Genomic DNA, 15,118 nt, shown 5'->3' with positions numbered 1-15,118 from the left:
GCCCAGCCGCGAGCCCGCGGGGACGCCGGAAGCGGCGATGGTCCGCTTGCCTGACCGGCGAAAGAACATTGGCGCGATTGGCGCCTGAAAGTTGTGCGGATTGGTGATTTCCTAATTGACGCTAACATCGCCGGGCACGGTGTCCCACCTGCCGGACTCGACGTCGGTGGTGAGGATGACACTGCGGCGCTCGTAGCACGCCGACACCACCTGGAACAGCAGCCTGCCGCCCTCGGCGTCGGGCGGCACGTAGCCGAACTCGCCGAGGGCCAGCAGGTCGCATCGCGCCAGCTCCCTCATGAGCGACCCGGGCGAGCGCTCGCGGGCCGCCTCCGACAGCGCGAGCGCGAGCCCGGCCGTGGTGAGGAAGCGCATCGCCATACCGGCCTGGGCGCAAGCCGATCCCACCGCCATCGCCAGGTGGGTCTTGCCCCGCCCGGCCTGGCCGCGGGACACGAAGTCCCGCGCGTCATTGACGGACGCGAGCGAGCGCAGGTCGCCGGCGGTGCAGCCGTCCGGGAGGGCGACCTGCGAGAAGCCGTGGCCGTCGAAGGACTTCGGCTGCGGGAGCCTCACGCGCCTGCAGGGTCGCGCCCGCTTGTTGCGCTCGCGCACCTCCATCTCGCGCCCGGTGAAGTCGGCCACGCACCGGGCCTGGGCCGCGCTCGCCATGTCGGGGGAAGCGTCGGCGGCCTCGTTCGGGAAGGACATGCTCCGGGCCAGGCCGCGGAAGTCGGCCGCGGCGCCCTTGTCGCGTGTCGCCATTCAGGCCGCCTCCCCGATGCCGGCCATGCGGTCGTACTCGGCGAGGTCGACCGGCTCGTCGTAGACGACCGATCCGCCGGCGATGCGCGCGGCGGCCACCGACACGCTCGCGGCATCGACGCGCCCGGCGGCCGAGGGCGCCGCCGCCATGGCGACCACGGTGGCCTCCCAGCCGGTCAGCACGCACTGGTCGCGCATGAGGCGCAGCTCGGCGCGCAGGTCGGGCTTCTCCGGCGAGCCCATGCGCTCGCGCAGCTCGCCGGGGACCGCGAGGCGGACGCGGACGTTGACCCATCCGCCCGCCCTCACCGCGAGCAGGGCGAGCTGGCTTGCGGGATCGCACGTGTCGGTGGGGCCGGGGCCGCAGGCGTGCCCGTGCTCGCAGACGGCCACCCCGGTGGCGCTGAGCGCCGCTATGGGCTCGCGGCCCGCGGGCGACGGGTTGGTCGAGTGGGGGTGGCGCCCGTCGGGCCTGACCCTGTCCTTCTTGTCCGCCTTGGGGCGCTCGTGGCGCACGCAGCCGGAGGTCCCCTCGGGCAGCCCCGCCATCGCGAGCCCGCCCCCCACGAACGGCTGGTCCTCTGGCTCGCCCCTGGCGTAGTGCTCCTTCGCGAGCGACATGCGCATGGCCGGCGGCCTCCCGTTGTGCGCGCCCATGCCGGCCACGCGCGGCACCGGGACGAACGGGTTGGGGCGCAAGCGGCGGGCCCTGGCCTCGACGGAGCCCCTCTCGTGGCCGACGTCGGCGTTGCAAAGCGGGAAGGCGAAGCCGCAGTGCGCGGCGGACGCGGGGGACGGCCCGGTGGTGCGGACCCTCTCGCACACGCGGCGGCCGGCGCCGGTGGCGTCGTCGAGCACGACGCGGGAGGGCACGCCTCCCGCGAACCCGGACACGGTGCGCAGCCCCTGGCAGACGCACTCGGCGCTCTCGCCGGGAAAGACCTGGGCTATGCCGACGCTCGAGTGGGGGAGCGCCAGCGCGGAGTGGCCCATGCGCGCCCTGACGCCGCGGATGCGGGGGTCGGCCTCGCCGGAGTCGGCCCGCGCCCCGCCCGGCGTCCACTCCAAATCGAGGCAATCGTCACCATCGCAGGGCGCGAGCCCCGCCTTCGGCGCCCGGACGTACTGCCGCGCCGTCAACCCCCCGCACCCGACGCCCATTACAGTAATTATTAGCCTGATTGAGCCGTGGTCCAGGGGGCTGGCGGCTCCGGTCGGGCAATCGCCCAGCCAGCTTTTGCCCGATAATGGGCACGGCCCGTAGGGCTGCTGGCCGGCCGCCCCGGATGGCCCCTTGCCCCTGCCTCCCATGAGGGCCCGGGGGGTGTTGCCACCGGGGATCGGCCGCCGCGATTCCGGCTGACAGGAACCTGCCGGGCGCAGGGAGCGCCACGGCCAAGTGATGTGGCTGCCGAGACGCGGCGGACGGCGCGGCCGGCCCAGCGGGAAGGGTGCCACCATGGCCGATGCGAACGCAACGCCCGCGAGCGGGCACGCGGCCCACCTGGGGCTCGACGCAGGGAAGCCCTCCCACTGGGCCTACGCCGCCGACCACGGCGGCGAGGTCCTGCCGAGCAGGCGCGCCGCCAACTCCGGGGAGGGGCTCGACGCCCTGATGGCCGAGCTGCCCGCCGGCACGCCCGTGGTCGTCGACCAGCGGCGCGACATCGGCGCGCTCGCGGTCAGGGGGGCGCGCGGGGCCGGGAGGCCAGCCGCGCACCCGCCCGGTCCCGCCGAGCGCGAGCCCGCCAGGGGCTCCCCCGGCGCCGCCAAGACCGACGAGCGCGACGCGCAGGCCATCGCCCGGTCGGCGCCGGGCGCGAGAGGCCCTGCGCGGCGTCCCGCGGGCACAGCGCCACCCGCGAGCAGCGCGACCGCCTCTGGGACGCGATGTCCGGCGAGCGCCCGCCCGGGCGGGCCGTGGCCGCCGGGGAGCGCCACGTCAGGCACTTCGCCGGCCGCATCGTCCCCGACGACGGGGCCGAGGCCGGGCCCGACGCCGCGACATCCGAGTCGCTCGGGGGAAACGCCGGCTTCGAGGACCTGCAGACCATGCCCGGCATCGGCCCGGGGACCGCCGCGCAGCCGGTCGCCTCCATCGGCATCTCGGGGTTCGACAGCCACGACAAGCTCGCCAGCCACTGCGGGCTCGCCCCGCCCACGCAGCAGCCAGGCACGTCGGTCGGCTACGATGGGGGGCACCGCGGCGGCAGCAAGCCGCCCAAGAGCCCGCCCATATCCTCCTGCAACTCCCTGGGCAGGCCGAAGGGGCGCTACGGCGAGTGCATGCGGAGGTGCCCGGCCAGGGGCGCGAAGTACAAATGCGCGCTCAAGGCAACGGCCCGCAAGGGGACGAAGGTGATATGCGCCGTCATGCGGGACGGGGTGCCGTACGCTGTGCAGCCGGTCCTGGGGACGGCCGCGAGGCGGCACCCCCGCCAATGCGCCGGGGCGCCGCCTCGCCACGCCCAAATCAAGGCTCCTTATCGTGGGAAGCTCCCCGAATCCCTGCTTGACAAAACCATAGGAACACCCCCCGCAAGCCGTCGCCCCCCCTCCTCGCGCAGGCGGACCCAGACGCGATGGGCGGCGTGGCGCCGCTTGCGCCACGAGAGCCAATCCCCCTCGAGCCAGCTGGCGATGAGCGGCCTCCACGGGTCGAGCAGCTTCGCGCGCTCCTTGACGGTCGGCATCCTGGGAGATGGGTCCTCCTTCGCCAGGTGGTCGTACACGGTGTTGCGCGAGACGCCGACCTTGCGGGCGATCCCGGCGACGGAGTCGCCCCGCCTTCTCAATTGCCATATAGAATACGTCTGTGCATGCCGGTCGTCCCTTCTTGCCTCCTCGGTCGAATGCTCACCGGCAATGACCAAGCTAGCGGATTGCGGTGGTCGGCATGTCCGCCATCGAAGTGCTCAGATCGATATCAGCGATGTGTTCAGTTTTAGCCTAGCGAAAACACCGTCGAATGGCTTGGCCTGCGGGAGCCCCTCGTGAGGCGCTCCCTCCTGCGGATTGGCCGGCGGCGCGCTCAGCCGGCGCTGCGCGCGGGCACGAGCCCGTCGTCGCCCGGGGAGCCGAGTTCGGCGAACGAGGGCGCCAGGACCCAGGAGCCCGAGGCGTCCACGGCACCCCAGAGGCCGCTCCCGGGATCGCGCGCGGTGGCGAGCCCCGGGGCGAAGTCCGCCCGCCAGGAGTAGGACGGGGCACCCACATACCATGAAATTCCTGCCACTTACCGGACCTATTCCAAAAGTATGTGCGACACCATGGGAAAATTTGAAAATCTCCTGAAAATGAGTCTTTGGTTCCGAGACGCGCTGGGCTGGATGAGCGGAGGCTGGCAATGAAACGGAATCTTTTGATCAGATTGACATGCATAGCTATGACGGTCATTGCGACCTTAGCGTTCGTATGTCCTGCGTTCGCTGAGGGAGCAAATGATGGCAAGATTCTGCTTACGAGGGAACTGGCACTTGAGATTGCCCAGAACTTCGCAGACTCACTTGATGACACGGGGACTATCAAGGCGGCGAGCGCGACACAGCTATACGACGAGAGTGGACAGGCAATCGGGTGCATCGTCGACTATGTCTCAGCGGAAGATAACAGTCCTCATGGTTACCTCGTCCTAGACAACATCGACGAGTCGCTTGTCGAGGAATACTCCCTTGATTCTAATGTAATCAGCCCATATGCGGCGGCAAAGAGCGCGGCGGATGTGCGAGGGGTCGCACGAATGCCCGGGGCATCTCCGTCGGATGGACAGGACGATGACCTTGTAGCCGTAAGAACGTCACCCTACACATATGCCGTAGTTGTCTCTGGAACGTCCAGAGGAATCAGCTCGACCGGAAGCATCATGCGTGTCTCGCCGACGGCGTCTTCGAAGAAGCCAAGCACATGGGATGAGATTTTCATTGACGAAACTTATAGCGGAAACTATCAAATTCTGAGTGATAACCATTTCGGAGAACAATTCTTTTCATTCGGCGAAGGCGAGATAGAAAATGAGACAGGGCGCTATGCCTGCGCCGTCACGGCAATGACAAATGTCGCCGCCTCATACCTCAAAATGGACTTCTATAACCAGAGTCTCTCTCAGACGTATATCACGCTGTGGGCTCTAAGCGATACGAAAGTTGACCACACAGGAAAGAATTTATCTTCTGGACGCGAAATCACATATGGATCAACCAACAACAGCGAAATCGGTCCCGCACTGACATCGTTCTTGGGAACCATGCACTGTCCCGTATCCTATAAACATGAGTTGAGCCCATCATTCTCAGACTTCACAAGCATCACAGACTCACAGAACGCGTCAATCGTGTCCCTTGGCATAAATACCGATAACGGTCGTGAGGGACACTCGATGGCCGTCTTTGGCTATCAGACTATCAAGGGCAAGGATACCGGAGACACCACGCAGGTCCTAATCGTCGCTGACGGGTGGGGACACGCGGCAAGGTATGTGAACTTTGCCTACTCCAGGTACACCGACACGTATGGGACACACTTCACTAGGTCTTGATGGGCATGAAAAAGCATCGCGTCGTGCTGCGAGTGACGGTTGTTTGTGGGTTAGTTGCCCTGGCAACCGTACTCGTGGCAACGCTCTTTCTGCATAACCATGAGTCGCTGACGAGCGGAGGGAAGGCGCACCTCTACTATGTGCGTGGCCTCGTGACCGAGGTTGAGCCGGACGCGAATGCCTTGTCGGTCGACGTGACAGCTGGCAACGACGACGGCTATTTCCCGGAGAACCCAGTGCGCTTCGTCTTCAAGAAGGGAGAAGCAGACGTGTCCGAGTACGAGATCGGTCAGGTCGTCATCGTCGGGTTCTTCAGGCATCGCAGCCCTGAGGGGGCTAGGAATGCGTACCTCGTCATGCTGGGAGACTAGTTCGCCAGGACCAGCACCCCCACACCTCCAGCTCCAAGCGGCCCATCCAGGGCACCGCCGCATGGCGAGGCTTCGACAAGTTTTACAAACAGACGAGCAGGCAGGGCGAATTCAAGCGGTCGTTGCACCACACGAGAGGACGTGATGCAATGTACCGCAGGGAAGTTCGCGACAGGGTCGTCGACCTGGTCAGGGAGGGCTCGCGCGCCGGGCAGGCCGCCAGGGAGGTTGGGGTACCCGGCCGCACCGCCCAGAGGTGGGCCTGCGCGGCGGGGCTCGGGCTCTATCCGGAGAGGCCAGGAAGGCAGTGGCCACCGTGGAGTCCGTGCTCGCCGCGGGGAGGGAGCCGAGGACCTCGCCCCGCTCGAGGCTGACCCTCGCCGACAGGGCCGCAATCCAGGAGGGGACAAGGCAAGGCAGGTCGATGCGCTCCATAGCCTCCGAACTGGGGCTCTCCCATACAGCTGTCTCCAGCGAGGTGTGGCGGGGCTCCAACGGTGTGTTTAGTCAAGTCTTGCTTTCGGAAAAGCGGTACCACCTCCCTGCTGCGGGAGGAGGAGCCTCATGATCACGACCAACATGGGGCTCTCCAGGTGGGGCACGGCGCTCGCCGACGACAGGCCCGCCCCTCGGCCTCGTCCAGCTGCCTGCGGACCGAGCCCCGCGCGTCTTCGCGCAGCTCGCCGAGCCGCTCGAGCCTCTTCCGGAGCCCCTCCGCGGTCTCGCCGTCAAGGCTGCGGATTGTGTACAGCAGGTCGTCCTCGGTGCCGGCCCCGATGGCGTCGATCCTACGGAGCGTGTCCTCGAGGCCCTCCCTGCGCCTGGAGGAGGCCTCGGGCTCACCGACGGTCGCCTCGCGGAGTCGCGCGAGGCGCCGAGCTCCCTCGGCACACCCCCCGTCACGCACCCTACTTCGCCTCCCCGTGGCTAGGCCCCAGGTCCCTTTCCTCGTTGTTCTGCAGCGGCGAGGACCAGTCCCCCGTCCTGGGGACGAGCGTGCCGCCCGCGTAGGCCACGGTGCCAGCCCCCGCGCTTACGGCTGCGGATGCCAAGGCAAGGCCGTCGTAGAAGAGCCCCACGTCGGAGAACGAGGAGCCGACCGCCCAGGGGTCAGATTCACCAATGTGACAGTAGCCATCCTCGTCGACCGCGCCCCCGGAGGGCCGCGTCCACAGGGCGGGGGACGCCACATCGGTAGCGAGCACGGCCAGACGCAGCGCATGCCTCCCTGCTGCGCGCGGGCGGGGCAAGCTCTTTCCTGTCATCATCATAGGGGTCTCCTTACCTGTAACTGGCCACGCCGCCTCCCGGCAAGCTGGGGCACGACGCCAATCAGCCCCCGTTCCGCGCACAGGCGAGGCCGTTGTCGGCGAAGGACGAGACGCTGGCGAAGCGCGGTCCTGCGACCCACTCGCCGGTGAGGGCGTCCGCGAGCCCCAGGGGCTCGTCCGGCCCGTCCGCGGACGCGACGGCGAGGCGGTCCGCCCCGACGTAGTACGGCTGGGCCGCGAGCGTCGGGGGGAGCGCCCACTCGCCCGAGGAGCAGTCCGCGGCCCCCCAGAGCCCCGAGGAGGCGTCGCGGGCGAGGACGCAGCCGGAGAGGGAGCCGCCCGCGACGTCCCCCACGCCGGGCCACGAGGGCCCCACCAGCCACGAGCCGTCGTCGGGCGAGGCCAGGCCCCACAGCCCCGTCGGGGGATCCTCCGCCGCGAGCAGGCTATCGCCGAGGGCCCGAGCGTCGGACCACGACGGACCGCACGCCCAGCCCGAGCCGTCAGCCACACCCCAGAGGCCCGAGGGGCCGTCGCGCGCGAGCGCGCGCGAGCCGGACGGGTCGAAGGCGGAGAGGGCCGAGTGAGCCGCCGCGATGGCCCACGAGCCGTCGGCGGAGAGGGCCCCCCAGAGGCCGTCGGAGTCGCAGGCGGGGGCGATGGGGCCCAAGAACCCCTGCGCGGAGCCGAGGGCGGGCCTGATCACCCACGAGCCGTCCGGGGCGACGTAGCCCCACCCGCCGAACGAGCGCATGGGCAGCAGCGCCACGCCCGTGCCGGCCCCGACGCCGGAGGACGGAGCGTCCTGGAACGCCGTGCTCGGCTCGATCAGCCACGACCCGTCCGTCCCGAGGAGGCCCCAGGCGTCGCCGCCGTACCAGGCGGGCGCATACGGGGAGCCGAGGAAGCAGTCGGGCTCGTTGAACGCCCGGGCGTCCCAGAGCCCCCTCGCGTAGCCGTCGCCCAGGGACACGGGGAAGCCGCCCGAGCGGTCCATGTAGGTGCGGCTGCCGGAGGCGTCCGTGACGGGGACGAGCCCGCAGCTGAACGACGCGGCGCTGGACGCGCGCGAGCCTATGTCGCTGATGTGCACGGGCTCGAAGCCCATGGCCCCCGAGGCGCCGACGACCGTGGCCCAGAGGGACTGCCGGGCGCCTTCCGCCTCCCCGCCCCAGGCGACGAGGGCTCCCCCGTCCTGGAAGCCGCCGGCACGCTCCCACCTGGGGCCGAGCGCCCACTCACCCGAGGCGTCCACGTAGCCCCAGAGCCCCGAGGTGTCAGACGGCTCCTCCTCCCAGGTCTCCTCCTCGGAAGAGCCGCAGCCGGAGAGCGTCACCGCGCCCCCGGCGAGCGCGACGGCCGCGGCGGAGCCGAGCAGGAGGCCGCGCCGCGTCAGCGCAGCGTCCCCCGGGCCAACCGAGACCCACGGCGAGCCGCCCATCACCACGCGACCCTGGCCGTGCGCACCACGGACAGCAGCGCCTCGCGGGCCCAGGCGCCGGCGTCCGTCGGGAGCCTGAAGGTGTGGGGAGGCCGCATTGCCTTTATCGAGCCAATCGTGCCTGGTGAGCCAGCGTAGGGCTCGACGACGTAGCCGCGGGTCTCGCTGAAGTACAGGTTCATATAAACCGTGCCCATACAAGAGCCCTCGCTCTCCACTTCCCCATGGTGAAGCTAAGCTTAACACCCATCGCATCCGCATCCGCTTTCGTTGCGTTGAACGCTCGCACTTTGTTTTCGCTAAGCCCAGCACCGGGCACGACCACACGCAGCTCGCGGCTTTTCACCTGTTCCGGTTTGATGGTCGACCCGTCAAGCAGCTCGCGCCTTGTGTCGCCGTCGAATGATGTCACGCTCTCTACGTACGACTTGAGCTTCGAGCGCAGCCTCCCGTAGCCCTGGCACGAGTCGACGGCGATGTCGGGGCCCTTGATGCTGGTAGCCGTTCTCGTCGTAGCAAGGCGACGAGGCCGCCCCAGGCCACAATCCCCAAGGCCATACGCGATGTGCTGGGGCTCCGCGTCGGCGACAAGACCTCCTTCAACGAGAGCACCGACGGCACGGTCACGATGCGAAACGCAAACGCCCAGGCCCTCGAGAGCCTACGGAAGTCCATAGAGGACGCGGCAGACGGCAACGGCAATGCTTGCCATATGCCTGCCCACCAACCATGCATGGGCAGGCGTTGGGCCGGGCAGCGCATGGCCGCGCCGTCGGCGCCGGGGACCGCCGCCCCGGACACACGCACACCCCGTCAGTCCGTCCTGCCCTCCCTGATCAAAAGCAAGGTGCCGACCGCCAAGGCGGCGCCAACGATGGCGAAGGCAGCGAATATGCCCCAGTCGTCCTCGGTCAGCCCCAGCAGCAGCACAAGGACACAGATCACGAGCGTGTAGGCCACCGTAAACCTGACCCCCTCGGCCATGGCCGGCCTGGACGGCATGAGGAGCAGGAGCCAGCCAATCGCTAGAAAGCCCACCCCCACCGCGGCTATGAACTGGAGCTCGCCGTTGGTGCCCAGTCTGTTGAGCAGGAGCACGAAGAACCCGACCAGGTACGCCACCCCGGCGGCCAGCGAGAGCCCGCCCATGACCCTCACCCGCAGGCCGAGCCCGCTTCCCGTGAAGTCGTAGCTCCTTGCCTTCTTCTCCCTTGCCATGTCCGTCCCCTTCCGCCGCGGGCTCCCGCCCTACCGGCCGTCGCGGTCGCTTGTGAGCCAATTGCCTGCCGCGCGACGCCGCGTCAGGCGTCCCCCGTCGACACCTCGAAGGTCACGCCCAGCCGGTCTTCGGGCTGGTCGGCGGCGGAGCGCAGCAGCCTCGCGCAGCTCTCGGTGATGGGGAGCGCGAAGCGCATGCCGAACACCACGCGCGAGGGGCTGGCCCCCGCGGGCAGCGACCGGCGCCACTGCCCGGAGGCGACGAAGGTCGCGTAGGCGCCGAGCTTCTCCTGCAGCAGCTCCAGGTGCCAGGCCTCGTCCTCCCACCCCCACGCGTCGGTGAGCAGCAGGGTGAGCGTCCCGCCCGCCTCGTCGCAGTCCATCCCGTCGAGCCTGTCAGTCTCCTCCAGCGCCACCTGCTCCCCCCTCCCTGGCGAGCCTGCGCTCGCACCCTCACCCCCGCGAGCGCCTGGCCCACCACCGTCCAGTACACGTCCACGTCGGAGGGCTCCAGGTTGGAGATATCGTCCCTGCCCCCGAGGAAGAGGGGACCCTGTAGCCGACGCACCGGCCGTAGGACGGGCGGGCGCCGCCGGAGGCGAGCCAGTCGCGCCAGAAGGGCGAGAACAGGCACTGGTCGTGCGCGCCCGGGACCTCCTCGGCGAGGAAGCTCGCCACGGGCATCCCCGTGGCGAGCACCTCGCCCGTCCCCAGCTCGAGGATGCGCACCCCTCCGTCCCCCTCGGCGAGGCAGTCCCCCAGCCAGTCGTAGGCGAAGGGGGAGAGCCCCCCGGCGCGCCCGCCGTACGCGGCGCGCACGTTCCCCCGCCACATGGGCAGGTCGCCCGCGGCGATGGCGAACATCAGGCCCCCGCCGAAGGCCCTGCCGCCGAGGGAGCCCACGAACGCCTCGGCCGTCTCCGGGCCGCCGCCCGGGAGGGGACCCTCCCCAAAGAACGAGAGAAACTCGTCGAACATCGCTGCCTCCCAGCCCGGCCGATGGTGACGCTGCTTATTCTTTGATTATACTCTAGCCCCATCTCACTCAAGTGATTGTGAACCTGCGCACCGAGGCTGCGGTTGACACCCCTATCGAGACCTTGGAGGTTGCTGAGTTCGCCCTTGCCCCCGAGCTGCAGATCGACAATGCGGTCTATATCCTGAGTGGAGCTAATCTCGCCACCCTCTTTGACATATCTACGACGAGTGTATTGCCTCATTTCATCCGACACTTCAGTGTATCTGGCGTCTGCCTCAGAAAGGGCTCTGCACTTTTCCATTGCCGCCTGCCTCTGCTCCTGAGTCCAACCATCCTTGAAGTGCAGATGAATGTCAACGGGGCTATCGAGACTATTGCTCGATGGCCCCGTGCCACTATCCTGGGCAGTCTCATGGGCATCTGCTGCTACGGTCCCTACCCTGACTCTGCCCCCATTAGACGAGGGTGCCTCAGCCCTCATCCCCACCCCCTCGCCGGCCCCGGCGGACGCCTCGACCCTGACGTGCCCCTCCGTGCCGGCGGGCGCCTCAGGCCCCCCGCGAGGCCCCGGATGCCCATGGCGTCGTCCTTGAGCCCGACGAGGACCTTCCCCGCGGTCCCGCCGCCGGCGTAGGGGGAGCCGGAGAACGCCTCGAGGGCGCCCAGGAGGTCTGCCGCGGCCATCCGCGCGTAGCGGACCGACGCCCAGCGCGCGGCCCGCGAGGGCGTCGGCGCGTCTTCCGGTGGCGAGGGTCTCCTCCTCGGCAGCGCGCCGAGGGTCGGTTTCCCGGGCCGTCACCTCATGAGTCTTTCGGGCTCCCCATTGGGCGAGTGCTGATCCCTTTTGAACGCCCCCCACTGACCTCCTCAGAGCCTTTATGCTCCGAGGCGTTATCCTCATTTTTGGCTTTGCCCCATGCAAGCCTCTTTCATCATGAGCGGTTCAATCCAGAGCCACTTAAATGGAGTGCCTTCGCCTTCTAGTTATTCGCTAGACCGTCTACCTGCTGCATCGCTTCTGCGATAGACTAAATTGCAACGAATTAGTCTATGCTCTAGTCTATGGCGGTTCCTGTGATCAGGCAGTTGTCGGAGATGCCTTCGCTCGTCCGCTCCCTGCTGGCCGACGTGGAAACCGAGGTCGTGGAGCACAAGGAGGCGAAGCGCAACTTCGACTTCGAGAAGCTCGGCAAGTACTTCTCGGCGCTCAGCAACGAGGCGAACCTCCGGAACGCGGAGTGCGGCTGGTTCCTGTTCGGCGTGACCGACAAGAGGAAGATATGCGGCACCGCCTACCGCAAAGAGGAGCGCCGGCCGAGCGTCGGGCTCCGAGCCCTCAAGCACGAGATCGCGGAGAACCTCAACAACGACCTCACGTTGGAGGAGGTCTACGAGTTCGACGTTGACGGAAAGCGCGTGGTTGCGCTCCAGATACCACCCTGCGAGTTCGCCTCACCGACGACCTGGCGCGGGGTCCCGTGGTCGCGGGAGAACTCGTCCCTCAAGGAGATGCCCCGGTTCAAGCTGGAGGCGATCTGGGGGCAGTCGCGCCCCGACTGGTCGAAGCGGGTCTCCTTCGAGGCGGGCCTCGACGACCTCGATGCGGAAGCGGTCAAGTTCGCCTGCGAGCGCTAGGTCGACAAGTACGCCGCCAAGCAGCCCGCCATAACGTCACTCGGCGAGGAGGAGATGCTCCGCAAGATGGGGTTTCTCGTCCACGGGCACGTCACGAACGCTGCGCTCGTGCTCCTCGGACGTCCCGAGTCGACCATCTTCCTCAACGGCGCGGCCCCGAGGATTACCTGGACGCTCTATGCCTCCGACGGGCGCATGGAGACCTACGAGCACTTCGACCCGCCGTTCATCCTCCAGGTGGACAAGGTGCTGGAAAAGATCAGAAACGAGCGCTACCGATACTTCGACAGCCAGGTCACGCTGTTCCCCACGCTCGCCAACAAGTACGACCCCGAGGTCATCCGCGAGCTGCTGCACAACGCCATCGCCCACCAGGACTACCGCAACTCGGGCAAGGTCAACGTCCTCGAGTACGAGGACCGCCTCGCATTCAAGAACGAGGGCTCCTTCATCCCGGGGACCGTCGAGAAGGCGATCGAGCCGGGCTACAAGCCACCGTACTACCGGAACCGCCTGCTCGCGGACGCGATGGTCAAGACGGAGATGATCGACCAGAACGCCATAGGCATCAGGAACGTCTACGAGATCCAGCGTGGCAGGATGCTGCCACTGCCCACCTATGACCTCTCGGAATCGGACCGCGTCTCCGTCACCATATACGGCAGGGTCCTAAATGAGGCGTACACCCAGCTGCTCGCCTCGGGGCCAGAGATGGACCTCGAGACGGTCTTTATGCTCGACCTCGTACAGAAGGGGAGCCCCATTACGCGCGAGCAGGCCAGGATCCTGCGCAGCAGGGGCCTTGTCGAAGGCCGCTATCCGAGGCTCACCCTGTCCTCGAAGGTCGCGGGAATCATCGGGACCCACGAGGAGTACGTGAGGCAGAAGGGGCTCGACACGAGCATCTGCAAGGAACTCGTCGTGAAGCTTCTCCGTACCCGCCCGTGCACAAGGGCAGAAATCGTCTCCACCATATCGCACGCGCTTCCCGAAGATATGGGAGACGAACAGCGGAAGAAGCACGTGAGTTACCTGCTCCAGGAGCTTCGCAAGGAGCACCGCATTCGGCCCGACGGCGCACGGGGAAGCGCAAAGTGGATGATGGACGAATAGACTAGTAGATAGACTAGTGGTTTGCATCTCTAGTCTAGGCGGCGAGTGCATGGTGCTGTGTGCCCGCGCCACCCGGGCGGCGCGGGGCCCACTCGCCCGGCTTCGTGGTCATGAGCCGGTAGGGCTTCGGTGTCTGCCTTGTTGGGACATGTCCAGCATCTCCTGTCCGCCCTTCCTCTCCGTGGATTGGTCTCCACCTGAAGGGTAGGGCCTAGTCGTCGGATCGTAACGGGCATGCCCTGCTCGTCAGTGAAAGAAGTCCCCGCTCTTCAGTGAAACGCCCGCAAGCTTTCCAGTGCAACTTTTAGGCTACTAAACACCCCTTGGGCCTCGGCTTGAGCGCCTCTCTCCCCGTACGCCCTCAGCCACTTCTTGAACGAGTATCCCGAACTTGGCCATGGCCTCGGGCTTCGTCATCCCCTCGTCTACGACCGCCCTGACGGCGACCGCCATTGTCTCACGGTCTCCTCGGATATGCCGAGCAGAGCCACAATCAACGCGCGGCCATGTCCCTCGTCATACAGCTTGGCAGCCCGCAGCCTCATCCCGACGTCGTACGAAGCGTTACCAGCCACAAAAGGCCTCCCATTTCTCGCATCCAAGAAATGGGAGGCGACTCACGTTCGCCGGCGGTCAAACTACTAGTGACTCTTAGAGCTGTTAGTCCTTACTCAGCTTGAGATATATGATAATGGAGGCCGCTATTGCTGGAATAAGACATATAGCCCTTGTTGCCCAGTTTCCAAGGGGCTCAAGCTCCGGAAATGCAGACATAAGAACCACGCTGAGAAGAGCATAGATTCCCACACCAGATAGAAATCCAACCACTGCGCTGCGCCATTCGATCACATCTAGCCCCCTAGGACGTGATGCCAAAACGACAATGGGCGTAATTATCCGTACCAACATAAAGAATGCAATCTATATAAACTTTTAGACTTACAGGAGGTGGCCTCCTAATGACCTTATTAACTGCTTGGGCAAACCAGTAAGCGCTGGACTCCCCCGTAACTGCGATAACGATTCCGTCCACAACCGTTCCGAAAACATATCCGAGCAGAACGCCGCCGATAACACCTAATGCCGGACTTAATGCTCGCCTACCAATGTCCTCATTCGTATAATCAGACACCAAAATGCCCGCTTCATTAGACCACTGAACTACGTTCTGCTCCGTTGCAAGCTCGAATGATTCTTCAATCGACCGGAAAGACTTGAGAGTGATAACATTACCCTCATCATTTATGGTACAAGTCTGCCATAGGTGTCCATCTGATCCAATTGGAGTGTTTCTCGAACTCACCGCTTCGAGATAATCTTCCGGCGTCATAATTAGTTGGGTATCAGTTGGGTCATGATTAGCAAAGCCATCATCCACTGATTTTTCAGGTTCACTTGCTTAGGGCTGTTTTTGGAAGAGCAAGCCCAGACGCTCCCGCCGCGATGGCAGTCAGCATTTCCCTACGAGACAGTGACAGTTTAGAGTCCATACCTTCCTCCTATCCATCGAATAACCTGCCGATAAACACAAAGGTAGTATGTTTTAACATCACCTAAATTAAGGATATTTCTGCAGAGTTGGCCATCTGTTGAAGTTGTATTTCTCGATGCGCTAGCCAGTTTTCCTCACCTCCTTCATGAATAAGTATTTACCTTGTTATTAGCCTGACTTTTGCAGTTGAAGAGGCCGTTTTACCTGTGCTTACCGGGAAAACGGCCTCTTTTTCACTTGTATATTTTCTGTAGTGTTACAGGGCCTTCCAGCGCACCTCGCGCCCCTTCTTGAAAAGC

The 15,118-nt window shown here is 65.9% G+C and carries 17 protein-coding genes and 1 pseudogene; 7 read left to right on the top strand and 11 right to left on the bottom strand.

Going from position 1 to position 15,118, the window contains the following annotated elements; genetic code table 11:
• Positions 1-111 precede the first annotated feature (111 nt).
• Entirely contained in the window at positions 112-765 is a 654-nt protein-coding gene (locus E0E00_RS11515; protein WP_130812701.1) for an ATP-binding protein, read from the bottom strand.
• The gene (locus E0E00_RS11510) at positions 766-1,905 is read right to left on the bottom strand and encodes an IS21 family transposase (protein WP_130812700.1); all 1,140 of its coding nucleotides are present in this window, start codon (positions 1,903-1,905) and stop codon (positions 766-768) included.
• A 262-nt stretch (positions 1,906-2,167) separates the two neighbouring features.
• Here E0E00_RS11510 and E0E00_RS15460 point away from each other — a divergent pair.
• Both E0E00_RS15460 and E0E00_RS15455 read left to right on the top strand, forming a co-directional pair.
• A pseudogene (locus E0E00_RS15460) lies at positions 2,168-2,566 on the top strand (transposase); the annotation flags it as partial.
• A gap of 89 nt (positions 2,567-2,655) precedes the next feature.
• The gene (locus E0E00_RS15455; protein WP_130812699.1) at positions 2,656-3,762 is read left to right on the top strand and encodes a transposase; all 1,107 of its coding nucleotides are present in this window, start codon (positions 2,656-2,658) and stop codon (positions 3,760-3,762) included.
• A 34-nt stretch (positions 3,763-3,796) separates the two neighbouring features.
• Here the strand turns inward: E0E00_RS15455 and E0E00_RS11495 are convergent, their stop codons facing one another.
• Positions 3,797-4,000 carry a hypothetical protein gene (locus tag E0E00_RS11495; RefSeq protein WP_130812698.1) on the bottom strand — a complete coding sequence of 68 codons (204 nt, stop codon included), beginning with the start codon at positions 3,998-4,000 and terminating at the stop codon, positions 3,797-3,799.
• A gap of 111 nt (positions 4,001-4,111) precedes the next feature.
• On the opposite strand from E0E00_RS11495, the gene E0E00_RS11490 reads away from it, so the two are divergent.
• The 3 genes from E0E00_RS11490 to E0E00_RS15450 all read left to right on the top strand — a co-directional run bounded on the left by E0E00_RS11490 (position 4,112) and on the right by E0E00_RS15450 (position 6,238).
• The gene (locus E0E00_RS11490) at positions 4,112-5,299 is read left to right on the top strand and encodes a hypothetical protein (RefSeq protein ID WP_130812697.1); all 1,188 of its coding nucleotides are present in this window, start codon (positions 4,112-4,114) and stop codon (positions 5,297-5,299) included.
• A gap of 74 nt (positions 5,300-5,373) precedes the next feature.
• On the top strand, positions 5,374-5,670 hold the full coding sequence (locus E0E00_RS11485; RefSeq protein WP_130812696.1) for a hypothetical protein: 297 nt from the start codon (positions 5,374-5,376) through the stop codon (positions 5,668-5,670).
• Between the two features lie 256 nt (positions 5,671-5,926).
• Complete coding sequence (locus E0E00_RS15450) at positions 5,927-6,238, top strand: helix-turn-helix domain-containing protein (RefSeq protein WP_130812695.1); 312 nt, start codon at positions 5,927-5,929, stop codon at positions 6,236-6,238.
• A gap of 340 nt (positions 6,239-6,578) precedes the next feature.
• Here E0E00_RS15450 and E0E00_RS11475 read toward each other — a convergent pair whose 3' ends face one another.
• The 6 genes from E0E00_RS11475 to E0E00_RS11455 all read right to left on the bottom strand — a co-directional run bounded on the left by E0E00_RS11475 (position 6,579) and on the right by E0E00_RS11455 (position 10,578).
• Positions 6,579-6,941: a hypothetical protein gene (locus E0E00_RS11475; RefSeq protein ID WP_130812694.1), complete on the bottom strand. Its 363-nt coding sequence runs from the start codon at positions 6,939-6,941 to the stop codon at positions 6,579-6,581.
• A gap of 61 nt (positions 6,942-7,002) precedes the next feature.
• A complete protein-coding gene (locus tag E0E00_RS11470; RefSeq protein ID WP_165443684.1) occupies positions 7,003-8,382 on the bottom strand; it encodes a WG repeat-containing protein in 1,380 nt (459 codons plus the stop codon).
• Positions 8,382-8,579: a hypothetical protein gene (locus E0E00_RS14450; protein ID WP_165443683.1), complete on the bottom strand. Its 198-nt coding sequence runs from the start codon at positions 8,577-8,579 to the stop codon at positions 8,382-8,384. The genes E0E00_RS11470 and E0E00_RS14450 overlap by 1 nt, the downstream gene beginning before the upstream one ends.
• Positions 8,580-9,195: 616 nt before the next feature.
• Complete coding sequence (locus E0E00_RS11465) at positions 9,196-9,600, bottom strand: hypothetical protein (protein ID WP_130812692.1); 405 nt, start codon at positions 9,598-9,600, stop codon at positions 9,196-9,198.
• Between the two features lie 83 nt (positions 9,601-9,683).
• Positions 9,684-10,016, bottom strand: coding sequence for a DUF6572 domain-containing protein (locus E0E00_RS11460; RefSeq protein ID WP_130812691.1), 333 nt, complete (start codon positions 10,014-10,016; stop codon positions 9,684-9,686).
• 37 nt (positions 10,017-10,053) lie between these two features.
• The gene (locus tag E0E00_RS11455; protein ID WP_130812690.1) at positions 10,054-10,578 is read right to left on the bottom strand and encodes a hypothetical protein; all 525 of its coding nucleotides are present in this window, start codon (positions 10,576-10,578) and stop codon (positions 10,054-10,056) included.
• Positions 10,579-11,653: 1,075 nt separating this feature from the next.
• On the opposite strand from E0E00_RS11455, the gene E0E00_RS14725 reads away from it, so the two are divergent.
• Both E0E00_RS14725 and E0E00_RS14720 read left to right on the top strand, forming a co-directional pair.
• The gene (locus E0E00_RS14725) at positions 11,654-12,214 is read left to right on the top strand and encodes an ATP-binding protein (RefSeq protein ID WP_207302753.1); all 561 of its coding nucleotides are present in this window, start codon (positions 11,654-11,656) and stop codon (positions 12,212-12,214) included.
• Between the two features lie 66 nt (positions 12,215-12,280).
• Positions 12,281-13,327: an ATP-binding protein gene (locus tag E0E00_RS14720; RefSeq protein WP_207302752.1), complete on the top strand. Its 1,047-nt coding sequence runs from the start codon at positions 12,281-12,283 to the stop codon at positions 13,325-13,327.
• 425 nt (positions 13,328-13,752) lie between these two features.
• Here E0E00_RS14720 and E0E00_RS15445 read toward each other — a convergent pair whose 3' ends face one another.
• Together E0E00_RS15445 and E0E00_RS11440 are read right to left on the bottom strand one after the other, a co-directional pair.
• A complete protein-coding gene (locus E0E00_RS15445) occupies positions 13,753-13,872 on the bottom strand; it encodes a helix-turn-helix domain-containing protein (RefSeq protein ID WP_371683408.1) in 120 nt (39 codons plus the stop codon).
• A gap of 314 nt (positions 13,873-14,186) precedes the next feature.
• On the bottom strand, positions 14,187-14,705 hold the full coding sequence (locus tag E0E00_RS11440; protein ID WP_130812689.1) for a hypothetical protein: 519 nt from the start codon (positions 14,703-14,705) through the stop codon (positions 14,187-14,189).
• Positions 14,706-15,118: the final 413 nt, after the last annotated feature.

This window comes from Olsenella sp. Marseille-P4559 (genome assembly GCF_900605015.1).
Lineage (GTDB): Bacteria > Actinomycetota > Coriobacteriia > Coriobacteriales > Atopobiaceae > Tractidigestivibacter.
The sequence above is the reverse complement of the archived record's forward strand: the minus strand, read 5'-3'. Positions and strand labels throughout refer to the sequence as shown.